Origin of the sequence: Exiguobacterium aurantiacum, from assembly GCF_024362205.1 — a bacterium.
Classification (GTDB): domain Bacteria; phylum Bacillota; class Bacilli; order Exiguobacteriales; family Exiguobacteriaceae; genus Exiguobacterium; species Exiguobacterium aurantiacum_B.
The window spans coordinates 2,519,121-2,535,950 of record NZ_CP101462.1 but is presented as its reverse complement, the minus strand read 5'-3'; the positions used below and the strand labels follow the sequence as shown (position 1 = coordinate 2,535,950).

General features: G+C 55.2%; 13 protein-coding genes. 11 read left to right on the top strand and 2 right to left on the bottom strand.

Going from position 1 to position 16,830, the window contains the following annotated elements; translation table 11 throughout:
* The first annotated feature begins 32 nt into the window (after positions 1–32).
* The 10 genes from NMQ00_RS13125 to clpB all read left to right on the top strand — a co-directional run bounded on the left by NMQ00_RS13125 (position 33) and on the right by clpB (position 14,063).
* Positions 33–338, top strand: coding sequence for a YerC/YecD family TrpR-related protein (locus NMQ00_RS13125; RefSeq protein WP_034781303.1), 306 nt, complete (start codon positions 33–35; stop codon positions 336–338).
* A gap of 36 nt (positions 339–374) precedes the next feature.
* Positions 375–1,757 carry a TrkH family potassium uptake protein gene (locus NMQ00_RS13120; protein ID WP_255177038.1) on the top strand — a complete coding sequence of 461 codons (1,383 nt, stop codon included), beginning with the start codon at positions 375–377 and terminating at the stop codon, positions 1,755–1,757.
* Positions 1,758–1,769: 12 nt separating this feature from the next.
* Positions 1,770–2,006, top strand: coding sequence for a hypothetical protein (locus NMQ00_RS13115; protein WP_255177037.1), 237 nt, complete (start codon positions 1,770–1,772; stop codon positions 2,004–2,006).
* A 93-nt stretch (positions 2,007–2,099) separates the two neighbouring features.
* Positions 2,100–2,777: a heptaprenylglyceryl phosphate synthase gene (locus NMQ00_RS13110; protein ID WP_255177036.1), complete on the top strand. Its 678-nt coding sequence runs from the start codon at positions 2,100–2,102 to the stop codon at positions 2,775–2,777.
* Between the two features lie 38 nt (positions 2,778–2,815).
* Positions 2,816–5,032 carry a DNA helicase PcrA gene (pcrA, locus tag NMQ00_RS13105; RefSeq protein ID WP_255177035.1) on the top strand — a complete coding sequence of 739 codons (2,217 nt, stop codon included), beginning with the start codon at positions 2,816–2,818 and terminating at the stop codon, positions 5,030–5,032.
* A 9-nt stretch (positions 5,033–5,041) separates the two neighbouring features.
* Positions 5,042–7,036, top strand: coding sequence for an NAD-dependent DNA ligase LigA (gene ligA / locus NMQ00_RS13100; RefSeq protein WP_255177034.1), 1,995 nt, complete (start codon positions 5,042–5,044; stop codon positions 7,034–7,036).
* A gap of 238 nt (positions 7,037–7,274) precedes the next feature.
* Positions 7,275–9,134: a DUF7507 domain-containing protein gene (locus tag NMQ00_RS13095; protein WP_255177033.1), complete on the top strand. Its 1,860-nt coding sequence runs from the start codon at positions 7,275–7,277 to the stop codon at positions 9,132–9,134.
* A gap of 141 nt (positions 9,135–9,275) precedes the next feature.
* Complete coding sequence (locus NMQ00_RS13090; protein WP_255177032.1) at positions 9,276–10,448, top strand: CamS family sex pheromone protein; 1,173 nt, start codon at positions 9,276–9,278, stop codon at positions 10,446–10,448.
* Between the two features lie 141 nt (positions 10,449–10,589).
* The gene (locus NMQ00_RS13085) at positions 10,590–11,453 is read left to right on the top strand and encodes a DnaJ C-terminal domain-containing protein (RefSeq protein ID WP_255177031.1); all 864 of its coding nucleotides are present in this window, start codon (positions 10,590–10,592) and stop codon (positions 11,451–11,453) included.
* 18 nt (positions 11,454–11,471) lie between these two features.
* The gene (gene clpB / locus NMQ00_RS13080) at positions 11,472–14,063 is read left to right on the top strand and encodes an ATP-dependent chaperone ClpB (RefSeq protein WP_255177030.1); all 2,592 of its coding nucleotides are present in this window, start codon (positions 11,472–11,474) and stop codon (positions 14,061–14,063) included.
* Positions 14,064–14,100: 37 nt separating this feature from the next.
* Here the strand turns inward: clpB and NMQ00_RS13075 are convergent, their stop codons facing one another.
* Complete coding sequence (locus NMQ00_RS13075; protein WP_255177029.1) at positions 14,101–15,174, bottom strand: TIGR04053 family radical SAM/SPASM domain-containing protein; 1,074 nt, start codon at positions 15,172–15,174, stop codon at positions 14,101–14,103.
* The gene (gene hemG / locus NMQ00_RS13070) at positions 15,171–16,535 is read right to left on the bottom strand and encodes a protoporphyrinogen oxidase (protein WP_255177028.1); all 1,365 of its coding nucleotides are present in this window, start codon (positions 16,533–16,535) and stop codon (positions 15,171–15,173) included. The genes NMQ00_RS13075 and hemG overlap by 4 nt, the downstream gene beginning before the upstream one ends.
* Before the next feature lie 112 nt (positions 16,536–16,647).
* Here hemG and NMQ00_RS13065 point away from each other — a divergent pair, with 112 nt between their 5' ends.
* Positions 16,648–16,821, top strand: coding sequence for a hypothetical protein (locus NMQ00_RS13065; RefSeq protein ID WP_255177027.1), 174 nt, complete (start codon positions 16,648–16,650; stop codon positions 16,819–16,821).
* The last annotated feature ends 9 nt before the right edge of the window (positions 16,822–16,830 follow it).

The window sequence follows — 16,830 nt, the reverse complement described above, 5'->3', positions numbered from 1 at the left end:
TAAAGAAGTACGATGAGAGAGGATGCTTGCGGATGCAACTCGATAAATTACGAGGACGAGAGCTCGATCAGCTGTTTGAGGCGATTTTGAAGCTCGATACACTCGAAGATTGTTATCAACTATTTGAAGATTTAGCGACCGTGAACGAAGTGCAGGCACTCGCCCAACGGCTAGAAGTGGCCCGCCAAATTCGTGAAGGTAGTACGTATCATAAAATTGAAGAAGCGACAGGAGCTTCGACGGCCACGATTTCCCGCGTCAAGCGTTGCTTGAACTACGGGTCAGGTGGCTATGATCTTGCCCTTGAACGTCTACAACAATCAGAAGGTGACTCGTAAGAGTCATCTTGTTTTTGATGGGAGAGGAGGGGCGAGATGCAAGACAAGTTTATGAAGCGCAATTTACAGCTGTTCTTTCGGAAGCTGACACCGGTCCAGACACTCGTGTTGATTTATAGCGCGGCGGTCGTGTTGGCCGTCATTTTACTCGCTTTACCGATTGCGCGACAACCGGGGGTCTCGATCACGTTCACTGATCTCGTCTTTTTCGCGGTCAGCTGTGTCAGCGTCACCGGATTGACCCCGATCGTCGTGACCGATACGTTCTCAACGTTCGGACTATTTATCATCTTGTTCATCGTTCAAGTGAGCGGGGTAGGATTGATCAGTCTTCACGTCATCATGTGGATCTTGCTTGGCAAGCGCATCGGTTTTCGCGAGCGCCAGCTGATTTTACGTGACCAAAACCAGACGTCGATGTCTGGGATCGTCAAGTACATCACCGAGATCGTCATCACCGTTATCGCGATTGAAGCGGTCGGTGCGGTGTTGCTTGGGGTCCATTACTTAAATTACTTCGATACGGCCAGTGAGGCGTTCCTGCAAGGCCTGTTCGGTTCGATCAGTGCGACGACGAACGCCGGCTTCGATATCACCGGCAGTTCGCTCGCACCGTTCCGAGAAGACCCGTTCGTCATCTTCACGCAAATCGCGCTCATGACCGGTGGTGCCATCGGGTTCCCGGTTCTCGTCGAGATTCGCACGTATTTGACGAACCGCATCATTCGAAAGCGCGAGAATTTCCCGCGCCGCTTCTCGCTGTTCACAAAACTGACGGTATCGACGTTCTTCATCTTGATTGCCATCGGGACCGTCGGTTTGTTCCTGTTTGAGTATAACAATGCGTTCAAAGAGTTACCGCTCTGGCTCGCACTCTCGGACTCGTTGTTCCAGTCCGTGACGACGCGAAACGGGGGCTTGTCGACCGTCGATGTCAACTTGTTCTCGGAAGGCAGCATGTTGTTGCTTTCGATCTTGATGTTCATCGGGGCGTCCCCATCCTCGGTCGGTGGGGGGATTCGGACGACGACGTTCGCCGTCGCCGTGCTCGGGGTCGTCGCGTTCATTCGCGGGGACTCGTCCATCAAAATCTTTGGACGCGAGATCGTGCTCGAGGACATTTGGAAAGCGTTCGTCATCATCACCGTGTCACTGGCCGTCCTGTTGACCGGGGTCATGGTGCTGACGTTCTTCGAAGACGCATCGCTCACCCGCATCTTGTTCGAGGCGTGCTCGGCGTTCGGGACGACCGGATTGTCGGTCGGTCTATCGTCTGAATTCAGTAACGTCGGCAAGTGGGTGCTCACGATTTTAATGTTCATCGGTCGAATTGGTGTCATCGCCTTCATCTTGATTTTGCAGCGGAGACAGCCGAAGCGGATGTACAACTATCCGAAAGAATCGATCATCTTAGGATAAGGAGATCAGAATATGAAAGCTTTTTGGATCAATTTCGGTTACGTGTTCGCCGTCCCGGTGTTGCCGTTCATTGCGGTCGTGAACGGAACGGCGCTCTGTTCACCGGATTCACCGTTACTTGATATTCCAGTGCTCGGCTTTTTCTTGGCTAATCCGCTTTGGTTCATCCCGGTGTACGGGTTGTTCGCACTTGTCGTCGCCAAGTGGATGACGGCACGTGAGCGAAAGACGCACGCGAGACGTGCTTGAGACTTGCCGCGGCAAGTCTTTTTTTGTTCAACAGATGCAAGCGACGGAAAAAATCGCTACACTAGAGAAGGTATCGAAGGGGAGGAAAGCCGAATGGATTTTCAATCGTGGCGCCACGTGTTTAAACTAGATCCGAATAAACAGCTCGATGATTCGGCGCTTGCGGCACTCATCCGTTCCGGCACTGACGCCTTCCTCATCGGCGGGACCGACGGGGTCGACGCGGAGAACACGTTCGCGCTCTATGCTCGTCTCGAAGGGTGCGGCATTCCGCTCGCGCTCGAGATGAGTCATCCCGAGCAAGTGCTTCGAGGGTTCGACCACTATTTCATTCCGACCGTGTTGAACGCGGGCACCGTGGATTGGGTGATCGGCCATCAAATGAAGGCGTTCGAACGATACGGGCACTTGTTTCATGCCGATGTGACCGGACAAGGCTACATCGTCTTGAATCCAGATGCGAAAGTGGCTCATGTGACTGAGGCGAAAACCGATCTCTCCATCGAAGAGACGATCGCCTATGCGGAAGCGGGGCACCGCTTGTTCCGCCTGCCTTCCTTATATGTAGAATATAGCGGCACGTTCGGGTCGGTCGAACTCGTCAAAGAAGTACGACTGGCGGTACCAGACGCCCACTTGTTTTATGGGGGCGGCATTACCGGATACGAGTCGGCCCGAATGATGGCCGAATATGCGGACACGATCGTTGTCGGCAATGGGATTTATGACAATTTCGAAGGAGCGCTTGCGACTGTCGCGGCACTCCGATAAAATAAGAACAAACGTTTGGTTATGGAAAGGAAACGATTATGTATAACTTGAGTGAAGAATTAGTCAAAGGCATGAACCCTCCACAAGCGGAGGCGGTCAAATATACGGACGGCCCGCTACTCATCATGGCCGGGGCGGGATCGGGGAAAACACGTGTCTTGACGCATCGCGTCGCCTATTTGATGGCGTCGAAACAAATCGCGCCGTGGAACATTCTCGCCATCACGTTCACGAACAAAGCGGCCCGTGAGATGAAAGACCGGATCGCCCGCCTCGTCGGTGGCGTCGCGGACGATATTTGGATTTCGACGTTCCACTCGATGTGCGTCCGAATTTTACGCCGTGACATCGATCGCATCCGTTACGACCGGAACTTCTCGATTCTCGACTCGTCCGATCAGTTGACGGCAATCAAGCAAGTGCTCAAAGAGCTGAATCTTGACCCGAAAAAATATGAGCCGCGGACGCTCCTCGGTATGATTTCGAACCATAAGAACGAACTTCGCACGCCTCAAGATGCGGCCGGACTCGTCGGCAACAACCCATACGAGAAAGTCATCTCGGACGTCTATACGGCGTATGAGAAGAAATTGAAGCAGAACAACGTGCTCGATTTTGATGACTTGATCATGAAGGCGATTCAATTGTTCCAAGAAGCGCCGGACGTACTCGCGTTCTACCAGAAGAAATTCCAATACATCCACGTCGACGAGTATCAAGATACGAATCGGGCCCAATACACGCTCGTCAAGTTGCTCGCACAGGCGCATGAGAACTTGTGTGTCGTCGGTGACTCGGATCAGTCAATCTACCGCTGGCGCGGCGCCGACATCGCCAACATCTTGACGTTCGAGAAGGACTACCCAAGCGCGCACGTCATCTTGCTCGAACAAAACTATCGTTCGACGAAACGGATTTTGGAAGCGGCGAACGGCGTCATTCAAAACAACTCGGGTCGAAAAGATAAAAAGTTGTGGACGGAGAACGTCGAAGGTGAGAAATTGCTCCTCCACGTTGCCTCGGACGACCGGGATGAAGCGTTCTTCATCATCAATCAGATGAAAGAACTCCGCCAAGAAGGTGTCGATTACGGCGAGATGGCCGTCCTGTACCGGACGAACGCCCAATCGCGTGGACTCGAGGAGATGCTTCTCAAGTCAAACATCCCGTATAAGATGGTCGGCGGGACGAAGTTCTATGAACGAAAAGAGATTAAGGACATTTTGGCGTATTTGCGTTTGATCGCCAACCCGGATGAGGACATCTCATTTGTCCGTGTCGTCAATGAACCAAAGCGGGGCATCGGCGCCGCGACGGTCGACAAGCTCGGTGATTTCGCCGGCATGCAAGGCGTGTCGCTCATGGAAGCCATCCGCGACATCGAACTGTCCGGGATTGCCCCGCGCACAGCGACAAAACTTGCCGAGTTCCGTCAATTGATGGTTGATTTGCGCCAAATGGCCGACTACTTGTCAATTTCCGAATTGATCGAAGAAGTGTTGAAGAAGTCAGGCTACGAAGAGATGCTCAAAATCGAGAAGACGCTCGAAGCCGAAAGTCGACTCGAGAACTTGCAAGAGTTCCTCTCGGTCGCGCAAAACTTCGAGAAAGAGAGCGATGAACAGACGCTCGTCGCCTTCCTGACCGACTTGACGCTCGTCTCGGACCTCGACACGCTCGAAGAAGTGGACGAGTTGCACCAAGTGACGCTCATGACGCTGCATTCGGCCAAGGGACTTGAGTTCCCGGTCGTTTTCTTGATTGGGATGGAAGAAGGGTTGTTCCCGCACAGCCGTGCCTTGAACGACCCGGAAGAGATGGAAGAAGAACGTCGTCTCGCCTACGTCGGGATCACGCGGGCCGAGAAACGCCTCTATTTGACGCGGGCCCAGTCGCGCATGCTGTACGGTCGTTTCCAAAACAACCCGGAATCGCGCTTCTTGCATGAGTTACCGGAGACGCTCTTGGAGCGTTCGGGCAAAGCGAAAAAGGCGATGCCATGGAATCCGGTTGAGTCGCCGGGGAAACTTCCGGTGAACGGCTTCAGCTCGAAACCGAAACCGAAGCTCGCCCAGTCGTCCGGCGCCGAATCAATCGGTTGGAACGTTGGGGATAAGGCCAATCATAAAAAATGGGGTCAAGGCACGGTCGTTCAGACGCGTGGCGAAGGCGATCAGCTCGAACTCGATATCGCTTTCCCGGCAGTAGGCATCAAGCGCCTGCTCGCCAAGTTTGCCCCGATCGAAAAAGCGTGAGGTGATCATATGGAGATGGCAGAACGTGTTGAAGCGATTCGTCAAAAGTTAAACCAATACGGATATGAATATTATGTGCTCGACCGCCCGAGTGTTCCAGATGCGGAATACGACCGTCTCATGAATGAATTGATTGTAATCGAGACGGATTATCCAGAACTGCGCAGCCAGGACTCTCCGACGCAACGGGTCGGCGGTGCCCCGCTCGACGCGTTCGTCAAAGTGACGCATGATACGCCGATGCTCTCGCTCGGGAACGTGTTTTCTAAAGAAGAGCTCGTTGAATGGGTCGAACGCATCGAGAAAGATCTCGGTTACAGTCCACTCTTCGTCGCCGAGCTCAAGTTTGACGGGCTCGCCGTGTCGCTGAAATACGAAGACGGTAGGCTCGTCCGTGGCGCGACGCGCGGTGACGGGACGACCGGAGAAGACATCACGCAAAACTTGAAGACGATCCGCTCGATTCCACTCAGGTTGAACGAAGACGTCACGTTCGAGGTGCGAGGTGAGGCATATATGCCGAAACGGTCGTTCGAACATTTGAATGACGAGCGAGAACGTCTTGGGGAACCTTTATTCGCCAACCCGCGCAATGCGGCGGCAGGTTCGCTCCGGCAGCTCGACTCGAAAATTGCGGCGTCGCGGAATTTGGCGTTTTTCGCCTACGGGCTCGTCTCGACGGACGATCTCGTCGCCTCGCATGACGAGTCGCTCGCGTATTTGCGTCGTCTCGGCATCGCCGTCAGCCAAGAATACAAGACGTGTCATACGGCCGATGAGCTATGGGACTATATCGAAACGTATGTGACGAAGCGGTCGGAGTTACCATATGAGATTGATGGGATCGTCATCAAAGTCGCGGCCTACGAAGAGCAAGAACAGCTCGGCTTCACGGCAAAGAGTCCGCGTTGGGCCGTCGCCTATAAGTTCCCGGCCGAAGAAGTCGTGACGACGATTGAAGACGTCGATTTCAGTGTTGGGCGGACCGGAAAAGTTACGCCACGCGCACGGTTCGCACCAGTCTCGGTCGCAGGCTCGACCGTGACGTATGCGACGCTCCATAACGAGGACTTCATTTTAGAGAAGGACCTTCATATCGGGGACCGTGTCGTCATCAAGAAAGCGGGGGACGTTATTCCGGCCGTCGTCTCCGCGCTCGTCAGTGAGCGGACCGGGGAGGAAACGGAAATCGTCTTCCCGACACATTGTCCAGCTTGTGAATCTGAACTCGTGCGGTTAGAAGGAGAGGCGGACCACCGCTGCGTCAATCCGGAATGCCCGGCCCAACTGCTCGAAGGATTGATTCATTTCGTATCACGCCCGGCGATGAATATCGATGGACTCGGTGAGAAAGTGATCACGCAACTCCATGCGTCTGACCTCGTCCATAACGTGGCCGACCTGTATCGTCTCGACCGGGATGCGTTGCTCGCGCTCGACCGGATGGGCGAGACGTCGGTGACGAACTTGCTCGCGGCGATTGAACAATCGAAACAAAACTCGCTCGAGCGCGTCTTGTTCGCGCTCGGTATCCGTCTCGTCGGCCAGAAAGCGGCTGCGTTGATTGCGGAGCGGTTCGAGACAATGGAAGCGGTCATGGAGGCCTCGATTGACGACTTGACGGCAATCGACGGCATCGGCACGAAGATGGCGGAATCGATGGGTCTATATTTCGAGAAACTGGAAGCCCGTGACCTCGTCCGTGAACTTGGCGAGGCAGGTGTCAATTTGACGTTTAAAGGCGTGAAACGAACGGTCGATACGGATGCACCGCTCGCCGGAAAGACGGTCGTCTTGACGGGGAAACTGCATGAGATGACCCGCGGGGAAGCCGGGAAGCAGCTCGAACTGCTCGGTGCGAGCGTCACAGGCAGCGTCAGCAAGAACACCGACCTTCTCGTCGCAGGCGAGAAGGCCGGATCGAAACTGACGAAAGCCGAGGCGCTTGGCATCGAAGTCTGGGACGAGGCGGCGTTGCTCGCCTTCTTGGCAGAACAATCTTGAACGAGGTCCTCCTAAGGGAGGGCTTTTTTCATTGACCTGATTTTTAACGGTTTTGAGAGAGCGCCGGGTTCGCCGGAACGTGTGAAGGGTAATGAATAGTATGTACAAATAATCTTCTGACACCAAGAACTTACACCACGACTCGCGCACAATCATCCTCTAACTCTCCCCCGTGCCGGAGCGTGTCATCGCAGACATTCGTCACAGTTTGGAAGACACCTTAGAGGAGGGGACCAGCATGCGAAACACCACCCGACGCACTTTTGCACTCATCACATTCGTCCTCGTATTAATTGGCATGTGGGCACCGCATGGTATTTACGCGAACACGACGATGACACCAACCACGATTTACGCACAAGTTGATTTAAGCATCGAAGAAATCGAGACGTACGAAGAAGCGAGCCTCGTCTATGAGGACGTGACGTATTATGGGGCGCGCGAAACGTCAACAATTTGGCGATTCATGATTGACGTGACAGAGGTCGACGTGACGACGATTGATCAACTCACCCTCTATAACGGTGAAGGGGTCCCTTATTCATTTCCGGACGCCGTCTACGTGTTTCATGTAGAGGAGCTTGCAGGCGAGTCGACTGAACCGGGCAATGACGGGATGGAGACGGTTCCGGACGTCGACACACCGGTCGAGCCTCCACTCGTTGAAGTTCCGGCTGCACCAGAGGAACCAGAACCACCTGTCACAGATGAAGTGGCCACAACGCCTACTAGCCCTGCCGTCGACATCGATCAATTGGTACTCAGTGCCGACGGTCCGATCGAGCGTGTGTTAGCCGGAGATTTGGTGACGTATCGGCTCGTCATCGATGTGACGGGTACCCCGATTGAGAACTTGTCTGTGTCAAACACGGTCCCGGAAGCGTTGACCGTCGTCGCAGACTCGGTTGAAGTGCTCGGTCCGGAAGGCTCGGTACCCCCGACGACTGTGAGCGGACCGCCTGCCTTCTACTGGACGTTCTCGACGATACCGGTCGGGACGACGACAATCCAGTTCGATGTGTTCGCACCTGATGTGACAAGTGAGACGGACTTGACGAATACGTTTTGTATTGGTGTCGAAGGAGCGGATGAATTGATTCCGGCCGAATGTGCCGAGGCGACCGTCACGGTCGTACCGAACGAAACTATCGGACTCGAGGTCGGCAAAGAAGCGAACATTGACCAAGCCGTCGTTGGCGGAATGATTCCGTATACGTTCGTCATCGAGAACACAGGTGAGACCGCGTTGACGATCACCTCCATCGAAGATGAGTTCTTTAGCGGCGATATCGACGGCCAAACGGTCGCAACGTTCAATGCCGACGTGCGTGAGCAGTTGATGGCGCTCATCGGGGAGAACGGCCTCGCGGCAGGAGACCGCGTCGAGACGACGGTCAATTTAACGATTCCGAGCGACTATGACCGGACGAACGCCCCTGAAATCGGAAACGTGTTCCGGGTCGCCGCAACCGATTCCTATGGACGGGTCATCGACGCCGAGAGCCAACAGATCGTCTTGTTGAACCAAGCCGATTTCACGGTTACGAAGACGGCGCGCCCAGAGACGGTGCACCCAGGTGAGACGATTCGTTACACGTATACGATCACGAACACGTCGAACGTTACGTTGTACTTCGTCGACGTCCTTGACGAATGGACGAGCGGGGCGTTGACGACTGAGGAACAACGAGAGACGACCGAGACACTTCGTGACGGCATGCGGGCCCTTGCCGAAGTCGAGAACGGGCTCGTCCCGGGCGAAGAGGTCGTACTCGAGATGGAGAAAGTGCTCTTGCCATCCTATGACGTGCGGGCCGGGGCGGTGCTGACAAACCGGACGACGTTCACGTTCGAGGTCAATCGTGAAGCGCGTGTTTCCCGAGCGGCCGAGGCGACCGTGCATGTGAAACAAATGATTCCGGAACGGGAAGATGATGCGATCTACGTGCCTGAACCGACGAATCCGGTGACGCCGGACCAATCGACGTTGCCGATGACCGGTACAACCAAAACATGGGGGACGGTCCTTGGTCTCGTCTTGATCGTGCTCGGCCTCTTGTTTTTGACACATCGGCGCCGGCCATCCACGAAAACGTGACTTCAGCACCCTTCAACACAAGTTGAAGGGTGCTTGTCTGTGAATCGGGACTGATTCCGCTTCGACACTTTTTTCGACGGACGATTTTGTTATAATGGACGAAGTGTAACGAATTGAATCATCAAAGGAGTTCAGACATAGATGAAATGGAAACAATTGATTATCCCAACGCTCGCCGCGACCGTTTTTCTCGGCGGGTGCTCTATGAAAATCCCAATGGGGGAAGAGGAAGTCACGCCGACGGGTGAAGAGACGGCGGCCGAGGGCGTCACACAAGCGATCGAGGCGCGCGACTCGTATTACCAAATGGTCATTCCGTTCAAACCAGCGGCAGCCCGAGGATTGGCCCAGCGTCAAGTGAGTTCGTCGCTTGAACTTGAAGAAGTCGAGCTCGGACTCATGCGTCATTCGACCGGCGCATTCAAACCAGAAAACTATGCGTATCAAGAAGGACAGCTGTTGACGAGTGAAGATGTATCGCGTCTGCTTGGCCGTAAAGATAAAACGTCAGAAGGTCTCGTTCCGCTAAACCCGGCGTACGCTAACGGGACCGCCGAAGTGGCCGAAGACCAGTTCGTCGAGGCGAATAAAGAGTCGCCGCTTTATTTGGCGTCGCTTGTCGAACAAAACTATATGACGAAAACGGATAGTGGCTATCAACTCGGTGGCGTCTCGTTCGCTTTGATTTTGAATCGGGAGTATGTGTTCCAAGCGCCGAATTTCGGTCCAACGTATACGGAGAAGCTTGACGAGAAGAAAGTCATTGCCGAAGGAGAGCGCATGGCGAATGAACTCGTCGCCCAGTTACGCAAACGCGAGGACTTCAAAGACCTCGACATCAACGTCGCCCTGTATATGAAAGCGTCACAAGGATCACCGACACCAGGGAACTATGTCAAATCGGCATTCGTGGGCACGGCTGGCGAGGTGACGGCAGGCGACTGGAAAGATGTCGACGAGACGTATTATTACTTCCCGTCCGCCAAAGCGACGACGGAAGTGCGCGATGACGCTCAAAAATTCTCTCTCTTCAGCGACCGGATTGCCGATGTGTTCCCTGATTTTAGTGGGATGATCGGCAAAGGGTTTTATCAGAACGGGGAATTGTCACGCATCGAGATCGACATTCCGATCCAGTTTTATAGCCGGGCGGAACTCGTCGGGTTCACCCAGCACGTCGTCGGTCTGCTCGAGAACCGCTGGGAATACAATCGGAACGTACCGGTCCGGATCAACGTCACCTCACTCGGTGGCCAGCAAGAAGTGACGATCGTGTTTGAAGAGGGCATGGATAGTCCGAAAGTATATTTCTAACCGATAAGAAGGCATCGTGATGAAACGAATGCCTTCTTTTTTTCGTATGACAAGTAACGAGGAAATTCTTTGACCTTCTTTGACCAAATCGGTAGAATAGACTTAACAGAATCGGGAAAGGGATAGGTGAGGTGAAACGAGATGGCAAAAAACTATTATGACGTCCTTGGCGTGCCGAAGCAGGCATCTGACCAGGACATAAAACGAGCGTATCGAAAGTTAGCGAAACAATACCATCCGGATGTGAACAAAGACCCGGGTGCCCAAGACAAGTTTAAAGCGATTCAAGAGGCGTTCGATGTGTTGAGCGATCCTGACAAGAAAGCGAACTACGACCGTTACGGAAGTCCGGATGGACCGACATTCGGCGGAGGATACAGCGGCGATGGGTACGGGGAAGGATCGGCTCAGTTCGAGGACTTGTTCCGTCAATTCGGCGGCGGGTCACGGACGACGTCGCGGACATTCGGGTTCGAGGATATGTTCGGCAGTTTCTTTGACCAGGCAGTCGAAGAAGACCTCGATGAGACGGTCCGGGTCAACGTCCCGCTCAGTCAGTTGACGAGTGATGCCAAAGTGAGTCTGCGGCTACAGTCGGGGACGGTCAATGTCAAAATTCCGCAAGGTGCCCACGAAGGACAAAAGCTAAGGCTCAAAGGCAAGAGCAGCAAAGTCGGACAGTCGGGCGACCGAGGCGACGTGTATGTCGAGCTCCACTTCACTGATGACGACACGTACCGGCGTGAAGGAGCGAACGTCATCACCGTCAAACGATTGCGTCCGCTCGCTTTCCTCGACGGCACGGAGGTCGTCGTAGCGACACTCGATGGCGGTCGAGTCAAATTGAAAGTCAAACCAGGGTCACGCCCTGGTCAACGGATGCGCATCCCGGGACGTGGGTTCATGACCGCCTCGAAAGTCCGATCGGATCTCTTCGTCCAACTCGAAGTTGATTTGCCGCTAGACGCCGCCCACCGATCTGTTTACGAACAACTCGAACGCTGAGCCTAAGGAGGAAGCAGAATGGATTTCAATCGATTTACCGATAAAGCACATGAAGGCATCGTCAGCTCGCAGGCACTTGCGAAACAGTACCACCATAGCGAGATGAATGAATGGCACGTCTTGGCGTCGATGATTTCACAAACGGACGGCATTGCACCGCTCCTCCTGCAAAAAATGGAGCTGAGCGTCGCCGACATCGAGGCCGAAGTCGCGATGGCGCTTAAAAACGCGCCGAAGCTTCAAACGCCGACGACACCGATGATCTCGGCCTCGCTGTTGAACGTATTGACGACAGCGGAGCGTGAAGCGACAGGCATGAGTGACGAGTATGTCTCGGTCGAGCACGTCCTGCTCGGCATCATCATGAACAAGAGCCAAGCGCAAAGCATGCTCGAACGAAAAGGTGTGACCGAGGAGAGATTACGTGAGGCGCTCGTCGCCGTCCGTGGCAATCGGCGCATCACGTCAAAGTCACCGGAAGCAACATATGACGTCTTGACGAAGTACGGGCGCGACTTGATTCAAGAAGTGAAGACCGGGAAGATCGATCCCGTCATCGGGCGCGACAGCGAAATTCGGCGCGTCATCCGCATCTTGAGTCGGAAGACGAAAAACAACCCGGTCTTGATCGGAGAACCGGGTGTCGGGAAGACGGCAATCGTCGAAGGACTTGCCCAACGGATCGTCCGCGGCGACGTGCCGGAGAGCTTGAAAGACAAGACGATTTTCAGTCTCGATATGAGTTCGCTCGTCGCCGGTGCCAAGTATCGTGGCGAATTCGAAGAGCGGCTCCAAGCCGTCTTGAACGAAGTGAAAGAAGCGGCAGGGAAAATCATCCTCTTCATCGATGAACTGCATACGATCGTCGGGGCCGGCAAGTCCGAAGGGGCGATGGATGCCGGGAACATGCTCAAACCGATGCTCGCCCGCGGCGAACTCCATTGCATTGGCGCGACGACACTCGATGAGTATCGCCAATATATCGAGAAGGACCCGGCACTTGAGCGCCGTTTTCAACAAGTGCTCGTCGACGAACCGGACGTCGAAGACACGGTGTCGATTTTACGTGGCTTGAAAGAACGCTTCGAGATTCACCACGGTGTCCGCATTCACGACAACGCGCTCGTCGCGGCGGCCGTATTGTCGAACCGCTATATCACCGACCGGTTCATGCCGGACAAGGCAATCGACCTCGTCGACGAGTCGTGCGCGATGATTCGGACGGAGATGGAATCGATGCCGGCCGAACTCGACGAACTCGTGCGTCGCGTCATGCAGCTCGAAATCGAAGAGGCGGCCTTGAAGAAAGAGAGTGATGACGCCTCGAAGAAACGACTCGATGCGCTGCAGCAAGAACTCGCCTCGATGCGGGAGCAGTCGGATGCGCTTCGACTCCGCTGGGAGAACGAGAAAGAGTCGACCCATCGTGTGCAACACATCCGCGGCGACTTGGAAAAAGTGAAACTTGAACTGCAAGAAGCCGAGAGCCGCTACGACTTGAACCGGGCCTCCGAGCTCAAATATGGGCGCATCCCGGAACTCGAGCGCGAGCTCGCGGAAGCGGAACGGCTCGCTGGGTCGGTGACACGTGAACTCGTCCGCGAAGAAGTGACCGAGGAAGAAATCGCCGAAGTCGTCTCGAAATGGACGGGCATCCCGGTGACGAAATTGACCGAAGGCGAGCGCGATAAGTTGCTCAATCTCGAGACGGTACTCCATCAACGCGTCTTCGGACAAGACGATGCGATTCGACTCGTCAGTGACGCCGTCATCCGGGCCCGGGCCGGCATCAAAGATCCGAACCGGCCGATTGGTTCCTTCTTATTCCTCGGACCGACCGGGGTCGGGAAGACCGAACTCGGAAAAGCGCTCGCCGAAGCGATGTTCGACTCGGAAGACCATATCGTCCGTCTCGACATGAGTGAGTATATGGAGAAACACGCCGTATCGCGTCTCGTCGGGGCACCTCCAGGATACATCGGCTACGAAGAAGGCGGTCAATTGACGGAAGCGGTCCGCCGTAGCCCGTATTCGGTGCTCCTGCTCGACGAGGTCGAGAAAGCCCACGCCGACGTGTTCAACATCTTGTTGCAACTGCTCGATGACGGGCGCTTGACCGACTCGCACGGACGTGTCGTCGACTTCAAGAACACGATTGTCATTATGACGTCGAACATCGGGGCGGACATCTTGCTTGAGGCGGCGAAAGATGGCGTCATCGATGAGGCGGAAGAACGCCAAGTCATCGAGCGGCTCCGCCGCCACTTCCGACCCGAGTTTTTGAACCGGGTCGATGAGACGATTTTGTTCCATCCGCTCACCCGGGCTCAAATCGGTCAAATCGTCGAGAAAGCGGTCGCGCGCATGGGTAGTCGTTTGACGGCCCGCTCGATTCGAATCGAAATCACCGATGCCGCGAAAGTGTTCATCGCCGACGAGGCGTACGAGCCTCAGTTCGGGGCCCGTCCAATCAACCGGTACGTGCAACGGACGATTGAGACGAAACTCGCCCGCAGTATCCTCGCCGGAGACATCGAGGACGGCCAGACGGTCGTCATCGATGTCGAGAAAGGCGAGTTGACGCTTCGTCCCGCGACGGTGACGCATTAAACATTGAAAGAGCGCTGGCTATGCCGGCGCTCTTTGTTTAGGAGACGGGTGCGGGTTGATAGATACAATATGGCTCCTCGGCTTTATAGTCGCCGGTGACAGCGTAAGCGCGGGCCCGGGAACCGCCGCAGACGTAACGATACTCACAGTAACCGCATTTCCCGTGGTGTGTATCGGGATCACGGAGCGATTTGAAGACCGGGTGGTGCCGGTAAATCTCGGCGAGCGGTGTCTCCTTCACATTGCCGCACGTGATCGGTAAAAAGCCGGACGGTTGCACGTCGCCCGTATGCGAAATGAACACGAAACCGTTCCCGTCATTTGTGCCGCGCGGCGCTTTGGCAAGGTCGTCATGCGGATGGCCGATGGGCGGCAATCCAACCTGCTTTCGTTTCAAGTTCTCTTGCCGGGCGATGCGCCGGTAAAACTGGGCCTCGGTCGTCGAAATGATGAACGGGACGTGCTCTTGCAACGCGAACGCCCAGCGGAGCACGTCTTCATGGCGTTCCGGGGAAATCGGCTGCAGGAGCGACCCGCGGCCGGTCGGCACGAGGAAGAACAGCGTCCATACCGAGACGCCGAGTTCCCCGACGAGCTTGGCGATCTCGGGGAGTTGGTCGACGTTATATTCCGTGACCGTCGTATTGATTTGGAACGACATCCCTTCTTCCCGGAAGTAAGAGATGCCGCGCAGCGTCCGTTCGAAACTGCCGCGCGTGCCACGGAAATAGTCGTGCGACTTGGCGTCCGGACCGTCGAGCGAGAACGCCCAGCGTGTCAAACCGGCATCTTTCGCCCGTTTGACGGCATCATGGGTCACGCGTGGCGTCGCCGAGGGGGTCATCGAGACGCGCATGCCGAGCGAGGCGGCATATTCCGTCAACTCGAACAAGTCTTCCCGCATGAGCGGATCGCCCCCGGTGAAGACGAGAATCGGGTTGTCCATCGCGCGGATGTCGCGGATGAGAGCCTTGCCTTGCTCCGTGTCGAGTTCACCCGGATAACGGTGGAATTGGGCCTCAGCCCGGCAATGGACGCACGACAGCGCGCAGGCGCGCGTCACTTCCCAGATGACGATGAACGGGTTCTCGTTGTAATCGATGCGTTTCATACGGATACCGCCTGTCCAGCCATTACCCGGGCGACGGCTTGTTTGGCCGAGTCGACACAATCGGGAAGGCCGACGCCGTGCAAGATGGCCCCGCATGCCTCGACCCCGTCGAGCGTGGATAACCGTTCTTCGAACGCGCGCACGTATTGTTTATGTCCGACCTCATATTGTGGCATCGTATCGATATGCCGTTCGACTTTCGTGAAGATGGGGGTACCGACGTGCTGAATCTTTCGAAGCTCACGGAGCGCAAAGCCGGCAATCGTCTCATCGGACTTCGCCAACAGGTCCGGGACGTACTCGGAGCCGATGTAGACGCGTAACAGCGCCTTATGTTTTGGTGCCATGTGGGGCCACTTCTTATGCATCCAGCTGCAGGCCGTCAAGGCGTTCCCTTCCGCTTTCGCGATGACGTAACCGGTCCCGTCGAGTGCCGCGACTTCTTTTTCATCGAACGCTGCGAGCACGGTGATGGAAGACGTCCGTTTCAACTCGGACAATTTTTCTGCTTCTTGAAGACCGAGGATTGGACCGAGCGCGTTCGGCGAGGTGGCTAAAATAATGCTGTCGAACGATTCGGTCGTCCCGTCCGCGAGGGTGACTTCATGGGCCCGGACCGATGCGACCTTTGTCTCCGTATAGAGCCGGTCGATCGACGGACGAAGCGCCTCGATGAGGACACCGAGACCTTGCTGAAGCGATAAGAACTTTCCGGCTTCACGTGGCTTGACGCCGGCTTGAACAGGTGGTGTCAATGCTTTCATACCGAGAATCAGGCTGCGTGTTTTTTGTTCAATCGTGATAAACTGAGGGAAAGTAGACTCGATGCTCATATCGTCGAGCGTCCCATTGTAAATACCTGAGAGCAGCGGTTCGATCATCGCCTCGACGACTTCTGATCCGAGACGGGTCCGGAAGAACGTGTCGAGCGAGATGTCAGTCCCCGTATAGACGCGTGGCAACACCAGGTCCATGCCGGCCCGAAGCTTGCCGCGCCACGTGAACAGGTCTGTCTTGACCATCGGCCAGAACTTTGTCGGGATGCCCATGACCGAACCGGCGGGCATTTGTCGCAGTTGATTCCGAACGTAAATATAGGATGTCCCTGTCATCGACCGGACGAGATCGTCGTCGAGTCCGAGCTCGGTGATCAGTTCGGTCAACGTCGGTTTGCGGGCCATGTATCCGTCCGGTCCGCATTCTAAGACGAAGCCGTCTCGGTAGACGGTCTTGATTTTCCCGCCGATCCGGTCGCTCGATTCGTACATGGTGACATGCGCCCCGGCTTGTTTCGCGTAATAGGCAGCGGCCATACCTGTGATTCCTCCACCGATAATTGCAATGTTGTTCAATCGATTCACCCATTTCTATGTAATGTTCTTCCTAACGGTACCGAGAATATGGACGTAGACATAGGATAAGTCTCACATGGTTCTAGACAAATTCGTCACGAATGGGAAGGAGAGGCTTCATATGGTCTGGTTCGGCATAACGGCGACGGTCGTCGTGGTCGGGATTATCGCCTTCATCGTATCGATGAATCGCCACGGAGAGAAGCTCGAAGGGGATGAAGACAGCCCTCCGGTCATTTGGGCCGATGAGGAATGGTATAAGCCAGAAAAAGAAGACGGGCCACTTGATGGTTAACCGTCTTCG